Genomic DNA, 18851 nt, shown 5'->3' on the forward strand with positions numbered 1-18851 from the left:
GGCAGATGCCGGCCGGCCCTAACGGGTGATGCTCAGTGGTTTCATTGGCGTAACACACGACGCCCGTTGCAAAGTGGCAGCTGCGCCGTCGGCCCTGTTGTTCTTGCCAGTGTCATCACACCAGTCGATGTTGAAGGGGATGGCAGTGACAGCCGCCTCGCCGGCGGCCATTTGAGCTGGGACCTCAAAGCTGTAAATGAAGCCACCCGCGTCATTCATCGGGGCAGTGGTGTTGATGACCGCGACGCTCGTCGCATCGGTGACAGTCACTTGGATGCTGGCGTTCTGGCCGTAGCGGGGATTGCAGTCAGCGTCTGGTGCCCTGACCGTCACCTTGTCCCCGGCTTTCGCGCTGGACGGGTTCACTGCAAAGGCGGGCGGGAAACAAGCAGGTTCTTCGTTCCCTGGCGAGGAAGCACATCCGGAGGCAGCGCCAGCTGCCAGGATGGCACTGACCGCAAAGACCACCGAAGATCGTCCGCCGGGATCGAAAACTGGGTGTCTACACGGGGCCGTCATTTCCTCATTATTAGTGGGTTAGCACCGAGCGGATACTCTGGCCAAACACTCGTACCCGAATTGTTGCCCGGCACCCGATACCAATGAGGGAACGGTTTGCTTACGGGGATAACGAAGGAACGGGCCGGTCCGCAGCTGGTCTAGCCGCCCAGCACCACGTTCGCCGGCGGCTCGCCCGCCAGCATCAGGTCGATCTGCCGCTGGAGCAGCCGGCCCATCCGCGGGAGCATCGCCGAGGTATCCCCGCCCACATGCGGACTGATGATCACGCCTGGCGTCCGCCACAGCGGGTGGTCCTGCGGCAGCGGCTCCGGATCAGTGACGTCCAAGGCCGCCCGGATCCGGCCAGTGGCGGTATGCCGAATCAGGGCTTCGGTATCCGCGACGGGTCCGCGGGCCACGTTGACCAGCAAGGCGCCGTCGGGCATGGCCGCGAGGAAGGCATCGTCGATGAGGTGATGCGTGGCGTGGTTGAGCGGGACCCCCACGATCACAATGTCGTGCTCCGGCAGCAGGGCGGGCAGTTCGGTGATGCCGTGGACGTGGCCCCGCGGCTCGGCCCGTTCCGTGCTGGCCACGCGGGTGACGGTGGTTTCAAAGGGCAGGAGCCGGTCCTCGATCGCCTTGCCAACGCCGCCGTAGCCGACCAGCAGCACCTTGCGGTCCGCGAGGCTGGCCGTGGAGCGGGTCTCCCAGCGGCCCTCCTGCTGGTTCTGCAGTTGCCGCGGGAACTCGCGCTGGCTGGCCAGGACCAGGGCAAGGGCCAGCTCCGCGGTGGAGGTTTCGTGGACGCCGGCGGCATTGGCAAACACCCGGCCCGGCGGCAGCGCCTCCGCAACACCGTCATATCCAATCGACTGGCCCTGCACGAGCCCGGTTTCCACTGCCGCCAGGCTGCGCAGGACGCCCGGACCGCCCATGTAGGGCGGCACCACAATGTCGATCCGCGGCCGGGGAGGTTCCCCGGACAGGTCCCACTCGACGACGTCGACGTCGGGGTGCGGCCTGAGGTACTGGCGCAGGGTCGCATCCGGCAGGCTGACAGTAATTTTCCTCGGCATAACTGCCAGCCTAGCGGGGCCGCACGGGCCGACGGCGCAGGCTGCGCCGACCGCGGTGGCACGCCCGACAAAGTCAGAGCTGGGAGTTTCCCCTCAGCTTGGCGCCGCCCCGCGCGGGGCTTGGACTTGCCCCGCCTCCCGGCATACATTTCAAGGAATCCCCCATCTTGTTGACCCGGAAGGTCCTGCACCATGAACACCTCGGGACCCTCCCGCCCGGCCGCCAAAACCCTCAGCGCCCGGAGCAAGCTGCTCCTGGTCTGGGCCGCGACGGTCCTGGTGCTGCTCGGCGTGGGAATCCTGGCCGTTGTGCGCACCGGTCCCGTTCCGGCGTCGGGCTTCCTGTCCAGCCTGAAGGACCAGTGGCCCGGGCAGCCCGGTGCGGCTCCGGCGGCGCAGGCTCCGCGGGCCGCCGTCGACCTTAACGCCGAGATCCCGCGGATCCTGGCCGAGAACTCCCGCTACCGGATCGGCGTCGCAGTGGTGGACAGCAGCGGAGGGGAGCCGCGCAGCTACGGCGACGGGGCCGAATTTATGGCAGCGAGCACGGCAAAGATCATCACGGCGGCTGCCTACTACCATCTGGTGGAAACCGGCGAGAAGTCACTGAACGCGCCGCTGGGCAGCTATGACGCCTCGTTCCAGCTCCAGGCGATGGTCAACACGAGCAGCGACGACTCCTGGCTGCTGCTGATGCAGGACATTGGCTACCCTAAGCTGATCGCGTACGCCGCATCGATCGGGATCAGCTACGACCCGGAACTGAACCTGCTGACACCTGCCGAGATGGCGGGGTTGCTCCAGCAACTGTCCACCGGGCAGCTGCTCAATGCGGAGCACACCCGGGAGCTGCTGGGCTACATGCAGGAGACCAACAACGAACGGCTCATTCCCGCCGCCGTCGGCCCGGAGATCACTGTGCAGCACAAGTACGGCGAAGTGGAGGGCTACGTCCACGATGCAGCGCTCCTGACCGCCGGCGAGCGGTCCTACGCGCTCACGATTTACACCTGGGGCGAGGACCTCGAGAGCGAGGAACGGTTGGCCGTGATCCACGAACTGACCGACGTGGTGGCGAGGGCGCTGCTGGACTAAGGCCGGTTAACGGAAAAAGCCCCTGCTGCAGCGGGCGCGGCAGGGGCACTTTCGTTTCGGCGGAGAATCGGTTTAGCGGCCGAAGAGCTTGGCGAAGAAACCGGTCTTGGTGCTGACTTCACCCTCGTGACCCTTGCAGCGGTCGGCGCCCTTGACGCCCCGCATGACCTGGTCAACGTGCTGGCCGCAGCCCGCCCAGGTGGTCTTACCGCACTTCTTGCATGCAACCTGTCGGCACATCTGGTTCTCCTTTGGGTAGGTCCGTCCCGACCACTATACCCCCAGGGGTATAGCAGCACCAAATGCGGCCCTGGGAACACTCGCCGGCCGGACGGCGTTGGTTCCCTACAGTGGCAGCTGAACCGTGCCGCTCCCGCACAAACTGACTTCCGAACCGTACCGAGAGGACCGCTGATATGGCTTACATCAAGGTTGGAACCGAGAACAGCACCGACATTGAGCTCTACTACGAAGACCACGGAAGCGGCCAGCCGGTAGTCCTGATCCACGGCTATCCACTGGACGGATCCTCCTGGGAGAAGCAGACCACGGCACTGCTGGGCGCAGGCCACCGGGTGATCACCTACGACCGCCGCGGCTTTGGACAGTCCAGCAAGCCCACCGACGGCTATGACTACGACACCTTCGCCGCCGACCTCGACGCCCTGCTCACCACGCTGGACCTGAACGACGCCGTGCTGGTGGGCTTCTCGATGGGCACCGGCGAGGTGGGCCGGTACCTCGGCACCTACGGCTCGGCCCGGGTGGCCAAAGCCGTGTTCCTCGGCTCCCTGGAGCCGTACCTGCTGCAGGCCGACGACAACCCCGACGGCGTCCCGCAGTCCGTATTCGACGGCCTGCTGGAGGCCGTGACCACAGACCGCTACGCCTTTTTCACCGAGTTCTTCAAGAACTTCTACAACAGCGGCACCTTCCTGGGCACCCCGCGGCTGAGCGAGGAAGTCATGCGCGCCGGCTGGAACCTGGCATCCTCCGGCGGCCCCACGGCCTCCGTGGCCGCCCAGCCCTCCTGGCTCACGGACTTCCGGGGCGACATCCCGAAAATCGACGTCCCCACCCTGATTGTGCACGGCACCGCGGACAACATCCTGCCAATCGACGCCACCGGCCGCCGCTTCGCCAAGGCGCTGCCCAGCGCCGAGTACGTGGAGATCGAGGGCGCCCCGCACGGCATGCTGTGGACGCACGCCGCAGAGGTTAACGAGCTGCTGCTGGGGTTCCTGGCAAAGTAAGCCCGCCCGATTCGCCGGGATACCGAGGCAGCCGGGCACTACAGCTCCCGACGCAACACAAGAAGGGTCCGCGGCGCCGCCGCGGGCCCTTCTGCGCGCCCATCGCCCGGCCCCTCAACGCCTCCGCGCCCGGCCCAACCGCGCAGTGAGGCGATCCCCACGGCAGTCACAATCGGTAATTTGGCCCAACTGGGCCACAACGCAGGAAAATCCCTTGACAGTGGCGGAGGTCACTTCTACTCTGAATTTTGGGATCCCAAAATGGGATCCCAAAAGATCGCGTTACGGATCCCGAGCCGCAGTCAGTTACTTGCCCGGCGCGTCCGGATTGGACCCAGGGTGCCCCACCAACCGGCCTCCTGCCCCGCGAACACCCACGTCTTTTTCCCCGCCTGCAATCTTCCTCTCTGCAAAGGAGAAGTTGTGTCTGTTCAAAATACTGAAACCGCAGTACCCCTCCCCGACGACAAGACCGGCAAGGACGGCGTGCAACGTCGCACCAACGTCCGCTGGAAAATGTTCCTGCTCCTGCTGGTCCTGGTCGCCGTCAACTACATCGACCGGGGCTCCATCTCGGTGGCCCTGCCGATCATCCAGAAAGAATTCAACCTCGCCCCCGAACTTGTGGGCCTCCTGCTCTCCGCCTTCTTCTGGACCTACGCGCTGATGCAGGTCCCGGTAGGCCTCCTGATCGACAAATTCGGTCCCCGCAAGGTCATGACGGCGTCCTGTGTTGGCTGGGGCGCGGCCACGGCAGCGTCCGGGCTGGCCGGCGGCTTCATCAGCATGTTCATTGCCCGGCTGGGCATCGGCGTCACGGAAGCCGGCGTTATGCCGGCCGGCGGCAAGCTCAACGCCATCTGGATGCACAAATCAGAGCGCGGACGCGGCGCCACGATCCTCGACGCCGGCGCGCCCCTTGGCGCCGGCCTGGGCGGCATCCTGATTGCCGGCCTAATCGCATCCACCGGCAGCTGGCGCATCGCCTTCATCATGGCCGGCGCCGCCACCGTACTGATGGGCCTTGCCGTCTGGTGGTACGTCCGGGACAACCCCCGCCAGCACCGCGGGGTCAATGCTGCCGAGGCTGAATACATCGAAGCATCCCACGCTGCCGAGGACGCCGCGGCCGAGCTCGACGGAAGCAAGGGCAAGCGCGCACTCCTGCCCTACCTGAAGTTCCGTTCCTTCTGGGCCATGTGCTTCGGCTGGCTGGGCTTCAACGGCGTCTTCTACGGACTCCTGACCTGGGGCCCGCTCTACCTGGCCCAGGACAAGGGCTTTGACCTGAAGACCATCGGCTGGTCCACCTTCGTAATCTTCGGTGCCGGCTTCGTCGGGGAAATCCTGGGCGGCGCGATCGCCGACAAGTGGCAGTCCACCGGCGCCTCCGCCAACCGCGTGATGCGCACACTCCTGGGCACCTCCAGCGTGGTTGTGATCGGCGGCCTGATTGGCGTCACCGTCGTGGCCGATCCCACCACCGCCGTTGTGCTCCTGTCCGTGGTGATGTTCTTCCTCCGCTGGGTGGGCCTGTTCTGGAGCATCCCCTCCATCCTGGGCGGCCGGACCAACGCCGGCGTCCTCGGCGGCGCGATGAACTTCAGCGGCAACATCTCCGGCTTCGTGACCCCCATCGCGGTCGGCCTGATCGTGGGCGCCACCGGCTCCTACACCTGGGCGCTGCTGTACTTCGTCGGATCCGCGATCATCATGGGCGTCTCCGTGCTGACCCTGAACTACAACAAGCGGCTACCTGTCTAAGCTGGCCACACGCACCTGTTCCTGAAGCCGGGAACGCTATGCCGGAAAAGAACCGAAAGTGGAGAAACATGCACAGCGCAGAACAGACCCAGGACAAGGAACGCCCCCTTCGGGAGTCCGTCCGGGACACCCTCCGCACCAGGATCTTCGAAGGGCATTACGTTCCCGGCACCAGGCTGGTGGAACGCGACCTCGCCGCTGAATTCAACGTCTCCCGCCTCCCCGTCCGCGAAGCGCTCCGCATGCTGCGCCAGGAAGGGCTCATCAGCGACCGGGGCGCCCGCGGGGCCGAGGTCAGCACCCTGAGCCCCAAAGACGTCGAGGATCTGTTCGACGTCAGGCAGTCCCTTGAGGTGTTGGCCTGCCGCCTGGCCGCGGCCCGCGCTACCGCGGAGGACCTCGGCGGCCTCAAGGGCCTGCTGGACGAGGCAGACCGCTGCCTGGCCAGGGGCGACATTATGGAAGCCCACCGCGCCAACAGCGAATTCCACGATGCCCTCACCCGGATCGCGGACAACGGCTTCCTCAGGTCCGCCCTGGAACCGCTCCAGGGCAGGATGCACTGGCTCTTCCGTCACGTCAGCGACCTGCCGGAGCTCATCGAAGAACACCGTGCCCTCTATGCCGCCATCGCCAGCGGCGACCCGGAACGGGCAGCCGCCCAATCGGCGTCGCACATCGGCAAATACCGTGAACAGTTTCCGGAGGATTTCAGCCGGACAGAACCCGCCCTTCATCGGAAGAACCCATGAAACTTCTTGTTATCAACCCCAACATCAGCGACGACGTTACGGCGCTGATCGAGGCGGAAGCCCTACGCTCCGCCGCCCCCGGCACCGAACTTGTGGTCCGGACCGCCGGATACGGCGTGGAATACATCGAAACCCGTTTTGAGTCACTGATCGCGGCGGGAGCAGTGGCCGAAATCGTCGCGGAATACACCCGTGACGGGCCGGGATCCGATACCAGCGTCGACGCCGTGGTGGTGGCCGCCTTCGGGGACCCCGGGATGCCGGCACTGAAGGAACTCACCGGCATCCCCGTCCTTGGCATCACCGAGGCCGCCCTTTGCGCCGCCGCCCTGCAGGGACACCGCTTCTCCATCATCGCCATCTCGGACCGGATCCAGCCCTGGTACCGGGACTGCGTGGAACGCTTCGGCCTCGGCGGCCGGCTCGCATCGATCCGCTCCCTCAACGAAGCGCTCCACGGCATCGCCTCGGTCCAGCAGGACTTCAAGGCAGCCTTGCTGGCACTCAGCCACCAGGCCGTCGCCGAGGACGGGGCCGACGTCGTCATCCTCGCCGGAGCGCCGCTCGCCGGGCTGGCCCGCGAACTCCGAGGGCAGATCGGGGTGCCCGTTGTGGACGGCATCTCGGCGGGCATCCGCCTGGCCGAAGCCGTTGTCGGACTTGATTCCGGCCCGCACCGCGCCGGTGCCTTCGCCGCTCCCCCGGCCAAGGCCCGCCGTGGCCTCTCGGAGAACCTGGAGGCGGCCCTCACCACCGCGCAGAACGCCGCCCGCGGCGAAACCGCCGCGAACCGCGCCATCCGGCAACCGGTCATCACCTAACCGGCCAACCAGCTACTTCTCCCCAGGAGGACACCGATGTCAGACACCCCAGAACTCGTCATCGCCAACGGCACAGTGGTCAACAGCTTCGGCCGCCAAGAGGCCCACGTTGTGGTCCGGGAAGGGCGCATCGACCGGCTTGTCGACGCTGCCGAGCCCATCCCCGCCGGCGTTCGCATCATCGATGCCGCCGGCCGGCTCGTTATTCCCGGCGGCGTCGACGGACACTGCCACGTTGCCCAGATCACCGGCCGTTTCCGCACCCTCGATGACTACCGGACCACGTCGACGGCCGCCTTGTGGGGCGGCACCACCACAATCATCGACTTCGGCATCCCCCGCGATGCCCGGGAGACCCCGCTCGCGGCCGTGCTGCACAAGAAGGAACTGGCCCGGGAGTCCCGCTGCGACGTGGCGCTGCACGGCTCCGTGGTCAGCTGGGACGAAACTGTGCCGTGGCAACTGGAGCAGCTCGCCGCCGAAGGCGTCAGGTCCGTCAAGATGTACACCACCAACCGCGGCAGCACCATGGCGGACGGGGACACGATCCTGAAGGTCATGCGCGAGATGGTGCGACTGGACGGGCTCACCTACATCCACGCCGAGCACGACCCCATCATCGCGGACTGTACGCAGCAGCACGCGGACGACGGCCGGATCGGCATCGAATACCTGCACCGCACCCGCCCCGAACTGGCCGAGGAGGTTTCGGTCAAGGAAACCCTGGCCATGGCCGAATACACCGGAGCCCCCGTCTACTTTGTGCACCAGTCAACCCCCGGCGCCGTGGACCTGGTCACCGAAGCCCGCGAACGCGGCCAGGAGGCGTACTCCGAGACCTGCCCGCACTACCTCACCCTCGACGACAGCGTCTACGGCTCGGTGATGCCCGAATGGTACGCCTGCTGCCCGCCCATGCGCAGTCCGCAGACAGTCGCCGCACTCCGGGATCGGCTTGCCGACGGCGCCATCCATACCGTCGCCTCCGACCACTCCTGCTACGACCTCACGCAAAAGCGGGAGCGCACGGACGACATCCGCGAAATGCCGCACGGACTCCCGGGCGTCGAAACCCGGATGCCCGTCACCTTCACCGCCCTGCTGGAGGCCTCCCGCGGAGCACGGGTGGAGGACTTCGTGGAAGTCTTCTCCGCCGGGCCGGCCCGCATCAACGCCCTCCCGGGCAAGGGAAGCATCGCGCCCGGGTTCGACGCCGACCTGGTCATCTTCGATCCGGCGGAGGAACGCGTTGTCGACGGCGGCGCCCTCCACATGGGCACCGACTTCTCGCCCTTCGAGGGCCGGACGCTCACAGGCTGGCCCGCCGTCGTCGTCTCCGCCGGACGTGTGGTGCTCGACGGCGGCGGGTTCCATGACCCCGGCCCGGTCGGGAACTTCGTGGCCCGCAACGGTTTCCGCGAGCATCAGGCCACCACTGCATCCGTCCGTGTTCCCGCCGCCCAGTCCACCCGCTAGGAGCCCCGCAATGCCTTCCGCAACCCGCGCCACCCGCATCGGCATGATTGTGCCGTCATCCAACACCTGCCTCGAACCGCAGAGCTACCGGATCCTGGGTGACCGTGAGGACGTCACCATCCACGTCGCCCGGATCCCCGTCACCCGGATTGCCCTGGACAAATCCTCGGACAAACAGTTCGATGCCGCCGTCATGCGCTCGGCCGCTGAACTCCTTGCCACCGCCGATGTGGACGTCATCGCCTGGAACGGTACTTCCGGTTCCTGGCTGGGCGTCGACTACGACCGCCGGCTCGCGGCGGACATCACGGACGCCACGGGCATCCCGGCCACCACCTCCACCCTGGCGTACATGGCGGCGTTCAGCTCGTTCGGCACGGAACGCATCGGACTCTTCACCCCGTACACCGCGGACGTCAACGAGCAGATCGTGGCGTCCTATCAACGGGACGGCATCAAAACCCTCGACCATCGGTACCTGGGCCTAAGCGACAATGAATCGTTCGCCCGCGTGGCGGATGAAGAGATGCGTCCGGGCTCGCTGGAGCTGGCGGCAGCCGGGCCCGATGCCATCATCTACCTCTGCACCAACCTCTATGGCGCCAACATCACCGCAGAAATCGAGGCAGAGACGGGCGTTCCCGTCCTGGACTCGGTGGCCGTCACGCTGTGGCATTGCCTCAAGCTGGCCGGCGCACCGCTGCTGGATCGGCGCTGGGGCAGGCTGCTCGCCTCGGCCTGAGCCGGCGCACTTACGCCGGGATGCCGGAACCGAGCAGCTCCTGCAGGCCGCGCTTAAAACCGGACCGGCCGCCATGCGCGGGATGCCTGATTTTCGTCACATCCAGGCCGCTCCGCAGCAGGCTGCGGTGCGCCACGTTGCCCACGGCCACCACTGTTTCGATCGCGAAGGTGTCGGCCAGCGCCCGCCAGAACGGAGATCCGAGTGCTGTTTCGGCGGCTGTTGGAGTGCGGTTGGACAGCGGCCGGCCGGGCACGTGGGTATGCCACGGACACGCACTCCAGAGCAACGGCAGGAAGTCCAGCTCGGCAAGGACCTCCCACATCACCGTTGCTGTGGGCTCTGCCGCAACGCCGTCAGCATCCGGCGGCAGCACGTATCCGCTTCCCGGCCCGAACAGGCCAAACCCGTGAGGATTCTGGAGGGTGGTGCGGCTGGTGAACGGGACTCCGGTGAGCTTCATGCCCCGAAAGCCCGGGGCTTCCCCTACCAGCAGCACTTTCGGGGACCGGTCCAGCATTTCCCGCAGGTAAATCGCCAGATTCTGCCGGCGCAGCGCATTCGCGGGGAGGCTGTGATCGAAGAAGTTGGCGCAGTCCGGACCCGTTTCCACCGACGCCAGCCTGGCAACAAAGTCCTCAATGGCGGATGGTGCCATGGTGGTGCCCGCTCCCTTGGCAGTTCGTTGGTTACTTAGACTATCCAGGCGCCGGGCCGCTGGCACCGGCCCTTGTGGCGCCCTATCATGGGGACATGACGGACATGACGGACATGACCATCTTTACGGTGGGGCATTCCACTCATCCCATCGACGAATTCATCAGCATCCTCAAAGCCCACGGCGTCAAGAAACTGATCGATGTGCGCACCGTCCCGAGGTCCCGGCACAATCCGCAGTTTGCTGCGGACGTGCTTGCGGCGAGTGTGCGTGCCTGCGGGATCACCTACCGGCGAATGGCATCCCTCGGCGGTCTGCGGCACACCAGCAAAGGAAGCCCCAATGGCGCCTGGCGGAACGCGTCGTTCCGGGGATACGCGGACTACATGCAGACCGAAGAATTCGCCGCCGCCGTCGGGAAGCTGATGGAACGCGGGCGGACCAACGATGCGGCGATTATGTGCGCCGAAGCCGTCCCGTGGCGCTGCCACCGTTCCCTGATCGGCGACGCCCTCCTGCTCCGGAATGTCGAAGTGCTGGACATCATGACGGAAAAGTCCACCAAACCTCACGCATTGACTTCTTTCGCCCGCGTTGACGGCCTCCGGCTCTGGTACCCGGCAGAGTAACCGCCTACCAGCGCGGGTGGATCGATGCGCGGAAGTAGCGGTCATAGACTTCGTGGACGCCGGCGTCGAACGTCGCGTCGATGCCGCCGACACCCGCCGCTGCGGCACTGGACCGGGCCTGGTCCGGGTTCCGCGCCCCGGGGATCACGGTGCTGACGCCGTTCTGGGCCGTGATCCAGGCGATGGCCGCCTGGGCGGTGCTGACGCCGTCGGGCACCAGTTCTTCGAACGCCGCCACCGCGGCCAGGCCCTGCCCGAAGTCCACACCGGAAAAGGTTTCCCCTACGTCGAAGGCCGAACCGGTGCGGTTGTAGTTCCGGTGGTCGTCCGCCGCGAAGGACGTGTCCGCGGTGTATTTTCCGGAGAGCAGCCCGGAGGCGAGCGGCACACGGGCGATGATGCCAACGCCGGCCGCTACCGCCGCGGGCAGCACCTCATCCAGGGGTTTGAGCCGGAAGGCGTTGAGGATGATCTGCACCGTCGCCGTTCCGTCGTGGCGAAGGGCTTCGAGGGCTTCGTCCGTCCGCTCCACGCTGACGCCGTAATTCCGGATGGCGCCCTCGTCCACAAGTGTGTCCAGCGCGTCGTAGACTTCGGCGTTGCTGTACACCGCGGAGGGCGGGCAATGCAGCTGAACCAGGTCCAACTGCTCCAGGCCCAGATTCCGGCGGGACCGGTCCGTCCACTCGCGGAAGTTCGCCAGGTTGTAGTTCTCCGGCAGTTGCTCCAGCCGCCGCCCCATTTTGGTGGCCACGGTGATATCCAGGCCCGGGTTGGTCCGCAGGAACGCACCGATGGCCTGCTCGCTGCGGCCGTCGCCATAGACGTCGGCGGTGTCGAAGAACGTAACGCCGGCCTCCGCGGATGCGCCCAGCACGGCCTGCGCCTGCGCGGAATCCACGTTTCCCCAGTCCGCGCCCAGCTGCCAGGTCCCCAGTCCAACGATGGAGACGTTCCGTCCGGTCTTACCCAAGATTCGCTTTTCCATCATCCGACTATAGCCACCCTGCCGCGGGGAGGACCGGCGGACGCCACCAGGTCCGGACGCCGGTCCGCCCACGGGCGCACTGTTTCGACGGCGGCACCCACGGCGAAGACCGTCGCGTCATCGAACGGATGGCCCACGATCTGGACCCCCGTGGGAATGCCGCACTCGGCCATGCCGCTGGGCACGGCAAGCACCGGGCACCGGTTGGCTATATTAAACGGCGCCGTCATATGGGCTTGCCAGTAGTGCCCAAGCCGGACGCCGCCGGCGTCGATCCCGTCAAGATACATACCGTCGGCGTCCAGCGCCGCGACGGCCGAGGCGGGGCAGATCAGGGCATCAAAGCCCGCCATCGCCGCGGCAAGCTCGGCCTGGATTCGGGTCTCCGCCCGGACCCCGTCGATGAAACGATTTTCCCCGGCCGCTTGTTGTGCGTCGGCCATAAAGCGCCGGGTGTAGGCGGCCAGCAGCTCCGGCGCATCGGCAGTGTCATCTTCCATGGCCGGGCCCAGCAGGTAGCCGAAGTGCGTAAATATCGTCCGGCTGATGTGCTCCACGGTCCAGGGCAGTTCGATCTCCTCCACCACGGCGCCCGCTGCGGCCAACGCGGATGCCACGGCGCGTGTGTTGGCCTCCACATCAGCAGCAACCGGGTAGTTACCCAGCCGGACGCACAGTGCAATCCGCAGGCCGGCCACCGAATCGGCACCTGTCGGCGGCAGAGCCAGCGCCAGGCCGCCGCCCAGGGACGTATGGTCAGCGGCATGCCGGCCGGCCATCACGTTCGCCAGCAGCGCCGTGTCCGCGACGGTCCGCGCCATCGGGCCGTCACCCCGGTAATGGTCCGCGGAGAGCGGCGGCAGGCCCGGGATCCGTCCGTACGGCGCTTTGTAGCCGACGGTGCCCGTAAACGAGGCCGGTAGCCGGGTGGAGCCGGCGATGTCCGAGGCTGTGGCGAGCGGTGCCAGCCCCGCGGCGAGCGCCGCCCCGGAGCCTCCCGAGGAGCCGCCGGGGGAATATTGCGGATTCCAGGGATTGCGGGTCACACCCCACAAGGGGCTGTGGGTGACCGTGGCGCAGCTGTATTCCGGGGTTGTGGTGCGCGCATGAATGATTCCCCCGGCCCGCCGGATTCGATCGATGACTGGATGGTCTGCCTTTGCACGGTCCCCTTTGCGGGCGACGAGCCCCTGCGAGAGGGTGCGTCCCTTGAGCCCGTGCTTCTCCTTAGCGGCGACCGGCAATCCGAGCAGCGGTGTCAGGTCCCGTCCGCGTGCATAGCTGGCGGCCGCCTGCCGGGCGGCCGGGAGCGCTTCCTCAAACAGGGTTTCCGTCAGGGCATTGATGCCCCCATTCACGGCTTGGGTCCTTGCCGCTACCGCTTCCAGCAATTCCACCGGTGAGAGTTCCCGGGCCCGGAAGAGCCGCAGTGCCGTCGTAGCGTCAAGGTAGTGCAGCTCGGTCATGCCACGCCCGACGCCGGCACATCGGCAGCTTCCGCGAGGGCACCGTCGATGAGCTGGCGGGCGACTCCGGTGAGCATGTCCACTCCGGTGACCATGTCGGCGTCGGACGTGAACTCGCGTTCGCAGTGCGAGACGCCGTCGACGCTGGGAACGAAGAGCATCACGGCGGGCGCCACGGTGTTCATGGCCACCGAGTCGTGGCCCGCCATGGTCCGGATACGGCGGGAGGACAGGCCCAGGTCAGCGGCGACTTTGTCCGCAAGTTCCAGCCCGGCCTCGGGGAACCGGCGGATCGGGCGCACGTCGAAATCCTTGACGTTGACCTTGATGTCGTGTGTGCGGGCCAGCAGGTCGATGTCAGCGATGAGCTTGGCCCGGGCAGCCGCGACGATGTCCGGATCGCCTGATCGGAGGTCTGCCACAAGATGCACCCTTCGCGCCACCACAATGGGCGAGTTCGGTTCCAGCGTCAGCTGCCCAACGGAAGAGACAAGGGCCTGGTCCGCGAAGTCCTCGGTGACGTCGTGGACCATCAGGATGATTTTGGACGCGGCCACCAGGGCGTCGTGCCGGTCAGCCATGGCCGTCGCTCCGGTGTGGGACTGTTCGCCCAGCACTTCGATGTCCAGTTTCTGGGTGTACCAGCTGCTCTCAACCAAGCCGATATTGATCCCCTCCCGCTCCAGGATCCGGCCCTGCTCGATGTGGATCTCCGCGTAGCCGGCCACCTCGGGTCCCTCGGACGTACCGAGATACCCAATGCCCTCCAGCGCCTCGCGGACGCTGGTGCCGTGCAGGTCCCTGACGTCCAGCATCCGCTCCAGCGGCAGCAACCCGGCGAAGACTGAGCTGCCCATAATGCTCGGGGCGAAACGCCCGCCCTCCTCGTTGAACCAGTTCACCACCGCCAGGTTGAACCGCGGCGCCGGCCCGCCCGCAGCGACGTCGGCCCCGATCCGCCGTGCCGCGTGCAGTGCGGCGATGACGCCGTAGGCACCATCGAACCGTCCGCCGAGCGGCTGGCTGTCCAGGTGCGAGCCAATGAGCACATACGGTGCTCCCGGCGTCCACTCGAGCAGGGCGAACATGTTGCCGATCCCGTCGACCCGAAGTTCCCAGCCGGCGTCGTTGACCCAGTTGGCGAACCAGTTGCGGGTCTGCGCATCCTCGGCGGTGGCCGCCTGCCGGTCGACGCCGCTATTGGGCGTGGCGCCGATGGTGGCCACGAAATGGAAGTCTTGGAGGAAAGCTGCTGAGTTCATGGGAAGTCCTTTGTGTGGTGGGGTGTCGAGGAACCGGCGGCGGCGGGCTTAGCCGACGCGCCCGCGCGTCTCGGGCACCTTGGTGAACAGCACGAGCAGGAGCACAACGACGGCCGCGGCGGCCATGTAGAAGCCGGGTGCGTGGGGAACACCTGTGCTGCCGACCAGGGCCGTGCCGATGAACGGCGCTGTGCCGCCGAAAAGGGCGTAGGCGCCGTTGTAGCTGATCGCCGCCGAGGTGAAACGCGTCCGGGTCGTGAAGATCTCGACGAAGAAGGTGTAGCAGCCGCCGCCGTAAATGCAGAGCGCGACGACGAAGAGTGCCTGGCCCAGCAGGGCCAGGGGCAAGCTGCCGCTGGTGACCAGCATGAAGCTCGGAACCGAGAGCAGCGCCAAAGCTGCCGAACCTGCAATCAGCATCGGTTTGCGGCCGAAACGGTCCCCGAGGCGGCCGCCGATCGGAAGCAGGACAGCGTAGAGGGCGAGGGCTGCAGCGTTGGCCATCAGCGACTGCTCGCGGCTCAGGTGTCCGGTGGTCTGGACATAGGAGACGAAGTAGGCGGAGAGGAAGTAGAACCCCATGGCCGTCAGCCCCATCACAAAGATGACCTGCACCATCCGGAGCTTATTCTCGCGGAAGGATTCGCGGACCGGGCTGAATTCCTTGGTCCGGGCCGCCTTGGCCTCGTTGAACGCTTCGCTCTCCACCGTCCGGCTGCGGATCCAGGCGCCGAAAAGCGCCAGCGGCAAAGCCAGCAGGAACGGCAGGCGCCAGCCCCAGGCCGTGAAATCCTCGTTCGACAGGGACTGGCTGAGGATCAGGATCATCGTGCCGGCAAAGACTGAGGGCAGCGCAGTGGCGGCGATGGTGATGTTGAGCCAGAACCCGCGGCTGTTGACCGGTGCGTGTTCGAAGACAAACGACGGCGCACCCACAGATTCACCGCCGGCGGAGAAGCCCTGGATAAGGCGGCAGAGGACCAGCAGGACCGGTGCCCATGCGCCGATCTGGGCATAGGTGGGAAGCAGCCCCATCAGGGCGGTTGCCCCGCCGATGGCAATAAGCGTGATGGTCAGGACGTGACGTCGGCCGATCCGGTCGCCGAGGGCCCCGAAGAACAACCCGCCGATGGGGCGGACCACAAATGCCACGCCAAAGGTCGCGAAGGTGGCCAGCATGGCCGTGACGGGATTGCTTCCAGGAAAGAACACCTGCGAGAAGATGACGGCGGTGAGGCCGTACAAGGTGAAGTCGTAGAACTCGATGAACTGGCCGATGCTGCCGCCAGCCAGCACCCGGCGCTGCATCTTGGTAATGCGGGGCACGGCAGGGGCGGAGCCCTGTTCCGTTGCGGTTCGGGCGGACTGCGGCTGGTCTTTGATGTCGTTGCTTGTCATGACAGCCACGCTAGGGGCGCCGTGTTTCCGATGACCTGTGCCAGGTTACGGCCGCGGAAATTGAATTCTGCGGTTGTTGCCGCGGTGTTGCCTGCCTGACTCGGCCTGGACATGTTTCGGACACGCGGGCTGTGAATCGGAACCATGGAATCTCCTTTGATCAGAATGGCTTTCGAGCTGAGGGATTCGGCCTAGGCCGTCGCTGCGGGGATTTTTTCACCGGTAAGTCGCCAACGCCGCCGCACTGCAGCAACTCTGTGTGATCCGCTTCACATCTGTCCAATTGATTGTTTTTGATCGATCGATCGATTTTGCCAATGCCAAAACGGCTGGCCGGCATGGTCGCGGCTGGTTTCGGGCGGCTAGTTCCGGGCGGCACCGTAGAGGCGGATACATGTCTGCTCAAAAGCCAGGGCCCTGCGGGTGGGGGTGACGCCGTCGGGGCGGACCAGCATAACTTCGATCGGCGGGAAATCATCCGTTAGGGTGAGCGCCACAACACGCCCCCCGGAGTACGTCAAGTCGCTGTGGAGCCGCTGGTTGAGCATGGCGTACCCGTGGCCCTTGGCCACAAATGACCGCACCGTTTCATAGCCGGCAAATCGGTGCCGGACATTCGGGGTTACACCGGCGATGGCATAGAGCTGCTCGTAGTATTCCCGGCTGTGCGGCAGATCCAGCACTACCGAAGGTTCGCCTTCAAGGTCCTTCAGCGCGATGCTGCGCTCGGGGCGGTTGGCTGCGGGATGCTCCGCGTGGACGAGCACATGGGGCGGCACGCGCTCCAGGACGGTGTGCGTGAATCCGCGGCCCAGGCCAAGACCGTACATAAGTGCAACATCGCACAAGCCCTCAAGCAGGGCGGACTGCAGACTCGCAAGATCGGCTTCGAGGAAGGAGACCTCCACTCCCGGGTGCTGGCCTTCGAAGGTCTGAAGAATTGCCGGGAGCCTGAACGGCGCCAGCGGCGAAAAGACACCGACTTTGAGCTCCCCCACCAGGCTCGTCGCGAGCCCCCGGGCCGACTCGTACAGGGAATCGGCGTGTTCCAGCAACACCTTGATGTCCTGGGCCAGTTGCCTGCCGGACGGCGTCAGCCGCAGGCCGCGGGTCCGGAGCCGGACGAACAACTGGGTAGCCAGGCTGGCTTCAAGCTGGGCCATCGCCGTAGAGAGTGTGGACTGGGTGACCAGCAGCCGCTCGGCCGCGTTGGTCATATTTTCGAGCTCGGCCACCACCGCGAAGTACCGAAGCTGGGTGAGGGTAAAGGGCTTCGTCATCCTCAATGGTCGCATTCCCGCCCGCAGCACCATTGCCGCGCGGGCCCGATGGCGCGGACAGCGGAAATATTTACAATGTGCAAAACGCGCAGCGATTCTCTTTACGCGCCCGCACTTTTGCTGCGCCGCCGCGCCGGACACACTGAAGGCAAACAACTGACCACCCCGCATGAGGAGACACCTTGAACATCATCGAGCACTGGATCAACGGCCGCTACGTCCCGGCCGGGGCGCGCACGGCCCCGGTTACCAACCCGGCGACGGGCAAGGTCACCGGCCTGGTGTCACTGGCGAGTGCGGACGAGGGCAACTCCGCTGTCGCGGCGGCCCGGGCCGCGTTCCCTGCGTGGCGGGACACCTCCTTGGCCCGCCGCACACAGGTCCTCTTCGCCTTCCGCGAACTGCTCAACTCACGCAAAGGCGAACTCGCCGCCATCATCACCTCGGAGCACGGCAAGGTTTTGGATGACGCCCTCGGTGAGGTGACCCGCGGGCAGGAAGTCGTCGAGTTCGCCTGCGGCATCCCGCACCTGCTCAAGGGCAGCTACACGGAGAATGCGTCAACCAATGTGGATGTCCACTCGATCCGGCAGGCGCTGGGGCCGGTCGCCATCATCAGCCCCTTCAATTTCCCGGCCATGGTGCCGATGTGGTTCTTCCCCCTTGCGATCGCGGCCGGCAACACCGTCGTTATCAAGCCCAGCGAAAAGGACCCCACGGCGATCAACTGGATGGCCGAACTCTGGAAGGAAGCCGGGCTGCCGGACGGTGTCTTTAATGTCCTGCACGGCGACAAGGTGGCAGTAGACGCCTTGCTCGGCCACCCCGATATCAAGGCCGTTTCCTTCGTCGGATCCACGCCGATCGCCAAGTACGTCTACCAGACGGCAACCGCCAACGGGAAGCGTGTGCAGGCCCTCGGCGGCGCCAAGAACCACATGATTGTCCTGCCCGACGCCGACCTCGACCTCGCGGCCGACGCAGCAGTGAACGCCGGCTTCGGTTCGGCCGGCGAACGCTGCATGGCCATCTCCGCGCTCCTCGCCGTGGGCGGCATCGCCGATGAGCTGGTGGCGAAAATTGCCGAGCGTACCCGGCCGCTCCGCACCGGAGACGGCATGCGGGGCTGCGACATGGGCCCGCTTGTCACGGCCGTCCACCGGGACAAGGTGGCCGGTTACATTGACGCCGGCGAGGCCGCCGGCGCCACAGTGGTGGTTGACGGACGCCAGGTGGCCCCCGATTCGGAAGGTGACGGCTTTTTCGTCGGCCCCACCTTGTTCGACAACGTCACGCCGGACATGTCCATCTACCAGGACGAAATCTTCGGCCCTGTACTGTCGGTGGTCCGGGTCGACAGCTACGAGCAGGCGCTCGAACTGATCAACACCAACCCCTACGGCAACGGCACCGCCATCTTCACCAACGACGGCGGCGCTGCCCGCCGCTTCGAAAACGAGGTGGAGGTCGGTATGGTCGGCATCAACGTTCCGGTTCCGGTCCCCATGGCCTACTACTCCTTCGGCGGCTGGAAAAACTCGCTCTTCGGTGACACCCACGCCCACGGCACCGAGGGCGTCGGTTTCTATACCAGGGGCAAGGCTGTCACGTCCCGCTGGCTTGACCCCAGCCACGGCGGGATCAATCTTGGCTTCCCGCAGAACGCCTGACCGGCATCACACCAGAA

General features: G+C 66.1%; 18 protein-coding genes. 9 read left to right on the forward strand and 9 right to left on the reverse strand.

Features of this window, described 5'->3' with window-relative positions:
• Positions 1–18: 18 nt before the first annotated feature.
• Entirely contained in the window at positions 19–366 is a 348-nt protein-coding gene (locus QI450_RS14430; protein WP_282468038.1) for a hypothetical protein, read from the reverse strand.
• Positions 367–659: 293 nt separating this feature from the next.
• Positions 660–1580 (reverse strand): 2-hydroxyacid dehydrogenase, encoded by a 921-nt coding sequence (locus tag QI450_RS14435; protein ID WP_226775364.1) that lies wholly within the window; start codon positions 1578–1580, stop codon positions 660–662.
• A gap of 192 nt (positions 1581–1772) precedes the next feature.
• Between QI450_RS14435 and QI450_RS14440 the strand changes: the two genes are divergently transcribed.
• Positions 1773–2675 carry a serine hydrolase gene (locus QI450_RS14440; protein WP_226775363.1) on the forward strand — a complete coding sequence of 301 codons (903 nt, stop codon included), beginning with the start codon at positions 1773–1775 and terminating at the stop codon, positions 2673–2675.
• A gap of 72 nt (positions 2676–2747) precedes the next feature.
• On the opposite strand, the gene QI450_RS14445 is transcribed toward QI450_RS14440, so the two are convergent.
• Complete coding sequence (locus QI450_RS14445) at positions 2748–2915, reverse strand: hypothetical protein (protein ID WP_226775362.1); 168 nt, start codon at positions 2913–2915, stop codon at positions 2748–2750.
• A 176-nt stretch (positions 2916–3091) separates the two neighbouring features.
• On the opposite strand from QI450_RS14445, the gene QI450_RS14450 reads away from it, so the two are divergent.
• The 6 genes from QI450_RS14450 to QI450_RS14475 all read left to right on the forward strand — a co-directional run bounded on the left by QI450_RS14450 (position 3092) and on the right by QI450_RS14475 (position 9483).
• On the forward strand, positions 3092–3928 hold the full coding sequence (locus QI450_RS14450; RefSeq protein WP_226775361.1) for an alpha/beta hydrolase: 837 nt from the start codon (positions 3092–3094) through the stop codon (positions 3926–3928).
• Positions 3929–4351: 423 nt separating this feature from the next.
• Positions 4352–5692 carry an MFS transporter gene (locus tag QI450_RS14455; protein WP_226775360.1) on the forward strand — a complete coding sequence of 447 codons (1341 nt, stop codon included), beginning with the start codon at positions 4352–4354 and terminating at the stop codon, positions 5690–5692.
• 68 nt (positions 5693–5760) lie between these two features.
• Positions 5761–6444: a GntR family transcriptional regulator gene (locus QI450_RS14460; RefSeq protein WP_226775359.1), complete on the forward strand. Its 684-nt coding sequence runs from the start codon at positions 5761–5763 to the stop codon at positions 6442–6444.
• Positions 6441–7265, forward strand: coding sequence for an aspartate/glutamate racemase family protein (locus QI450_RS14465; RefSeq protein WP_226775358.1), 825 nt, complete (start codon positions 6441–6443; stop codon positions 7263–7265). Before QI450_RS14460 ends, QI450_RS14465 begins: the two co-directional genes overlap by 4 nt.
• Positions 7266–7301: 36 nt before the next feature.
• Positions 7302–8741 carry an amidohydrolase family protein gene (locus QI450_RS14470; RefSeq protein WP_282358834.1) on the forward strand — a complete coding sequence of 480 codons (1440 nt, stop codon included), beginning with the start codon at positions 7302–7304 and terminating at the stop codon, positions 8739–8741.
• 10 nt (positions 8742–8751) lie between these two features.
• Entirely contained in the window at positions 8752–9483 is a 732-nt protein-coding gene (locus QI450_RS14475) for an aspartate/glutamate racemase family protein (protein ID WP_226775356.1), read from the forward strand.
• Positions 9484–9493: 10 nt separating this feature from the next.
• Here QI450_RS14475 and QI450_RS14480 read toward each other — a convergent pair whose 3' ends face one another.
• Positions 9494–10141, reverse strand: coding sequence for a uracil-DNA glycosylase (locus QI450_RS14480; RefSeq protein ID WP_226775355.1), 648 nt, complete (start codon positions 10139–10141; stop codon positions 9494–9496).
• A gap of 95 nt (positions 10142–10236) precedes the next feature.
• Here QI450_RS14480 and QI450_RS14485 point away from each other — a divergent pair, with 95 nt between their 5' ends.
• On the forward strand, positions 10237–10770 hold the full coding sequence (locus QI450_RS14485; protein WP_226775354.1) for a DUF488 domain-containing protein: 534 nt from the start codon (positions 10237–10239) through the stop codon (positions 10768–10770).
• Between the two features lie 4 nt (positions 10771–10774).
• Here the strand turns inward: QI450_RS14485 and QI450_RS14490 are convergent, their stop codons facing one another.
• The 5 genes from QI450_RS14490 to QI450_RS14510 form a co-directional block, all read right to left on the reverse strand.
• Positions 10775–11758 (reverse strand): aldo/keto reductase, encoded by a 984-nt coding sequence (locus tag QI450_RS14490; RefSeq protein WP_226775353.1) that lies wholly within the window; start codon positions 11756–11758, stop codon positions 10775–10777.
• Entirely contained in the window at positions 11758–13224 is a 1467-nt protein-coding gene (locus QI450_RS14495; RefSeq protein WP_226775352.1) for an amidase, read from the reverse strand. The genes QI450_RS14490 and QI450_RS14495 overlap by 1 nt, the downstream gene beginning before the upstream one ends.
• The gene (locus QI450_RS14500) at positions 13221–14486 is read right to left on the reverse strand and encodes a M20 family metallo-hydrolase (RefSeq protein ID WP_226775351.1); all 1266 of its coding nucleotides are present in this window, start codon (positions 14484–14486) and stop codon (positions 13221–13223) included. Before QI450_RS14500 ends, QI450_RS14495 begins: the two co-directional genes overlap by 4 nt.
• A 48-nt stretch (positions 14487–14534) precedes the next feature.
• Positions 14535–15884, reverse strand: coding sequence for an MFS transporter (locus tag QI450_RS14505; RefSeq protein ID WP_226775350.1), 1350 nt, complete (start codon positions 15882–15884; stop codon positions 14535–14537).
• A gap of 362 nt (positions 15885–16246) precedes the next feature.
• Entirely contained in the window at positions 16247–17164 is a 918-nt protein-coding gene (locus tag QI450_RS14510) for a LysR family transcriptional regulator (RefSeq protein ID WP_226775349.1), read from the reverse strand.
• A gap of 182 nt (positions 17165–17346) precedes the next feature.
• Between QI450_RS14510 and QI450_RS14515 the strand changes: the two genes are divergently transcribed.
• Positions 17347–18834 carry a CoA-acylating methylmalonate-semialdehyde dehydrogenase gene (locus QI450_RS14515; RefSeq protein WP_226775348.1) on the forward strand — a complete coding sequence of 496 codons (1488 nt, stop codon included), beginning with the start codon at positions 17347–17349 and terminating at the stop codon, positions 18832–18834.
• The last annotated feature ends 17 nt before the right edge of the window (positions 18835–18851 follow it).

Origin of the sequence: Arthrobacter sp. EM1, from assembly GCF_029964055.1 — a bacterium.
Lineage (GTDB): Bacteria > Actinomycetota > Actinomycetes > Actinomycetales > Micrococcaceae > Arthrobacter.

Coding starts and splice junctions, on each gene's coding strand:
- QI450_RS14495 (WP_226775352.1), bottom strand. CDS start 13,224: ATGACCGAGCTGCACTACCTTGACGCTACGACGGCACTGCGGCTCTTC.
- QI450_RS14450 (WP_226775361.1), top strand. CDS start 3,092: ATGGCTTACATCAAGGTTGGAACCGAGAACAGCACCGACATTGAGCTC.
- QI450_RS14505 (WP_226775350.1), bottom strand. CDS start 15,884: ATGACAAGCAACGACATCAAAGACCAGCCGCAGTCCGCCCGAACCGCA.
- QI450_RS14445 (WP_226775362.1), bottom strand. CDS start 2,915: ATGTGCCGACAGGTTGCATGCAAGAAGTGCGGTAAGACCACCTGGGCG.
- QI450_RS14435 (WP_226775364.1), bottom strand. CDS start 1,580: ATGCCGAGGAAAATTACTGTCAGCCTGCCGGATGCGACCCTGCGCCAG.
- QI450_RS14490 (WP_226775353.1), bottom strand. CDS start 11,758: ATGGAAAAGCGAATCTTGGGTAAGACCGGACGGAACGTCTCCATCGTT.
- QI450_RS14485 (WP_226775354.1), top strand. CDS start 10,237: ATGACGGACATGACGGACATGACCATCTTTACGGTGGGGCATTCCACT.
- QI450_RS14440 (WP_226775363.1), top strand. CDS start 1,773: ATGAACACCTCGGGACCCTCCCGCCCGGCCGCCAAAACCCTCAGCGCC.
- QI450_RS14480 (WP_226775355.1), bottom strand. CDS start 10,141: ATGGCACCATCCGCCATTGAGGACTTTGTTGCCAGGCTGGCGTCGGTG.
- QI450_RS14465 (WP_226775358.1), top strand. CDS start 6,441: ATGAAACTTCTTGTTATCAACCCCAACATCAGCGACGACGTTACGGCG.
- QI450_RS14475 (WP_226775356.1), top strand. CDS start 8,752: ATGCCTTCCGCAACCCGCGCCACCCGCATCGGCATGATTGTGCCGTCA.
- QI450_RS14460 (WP_226775359.1), top strand. CDS start 5,761: ATGCACAGCGCAGAACAGACCCAGGACAAGGAACGCCCCCTTCGGGAG.
- QI450_RS14500 (WP_226775351.1), bottom strand. CDS start 14,486: ATGAACTCAGCAGCTTTCCTCCAAGACTTCCATTTCGTGGCCACCATC.
- QI450_RS14470 (WP_282358834.1), top strand. CDS start 7,302: ATGTCAGACACCCCAGAACTCGTCATCGCCAACGGCACAGTGGTCAAC.
- QI450_RS14510 (WP_226775349.1), bottom strand. CDS start 17,164: ATGACGAAGCCCTTTACCCTCACCCAGCTTCGGTACTTCGCGGTGGTG.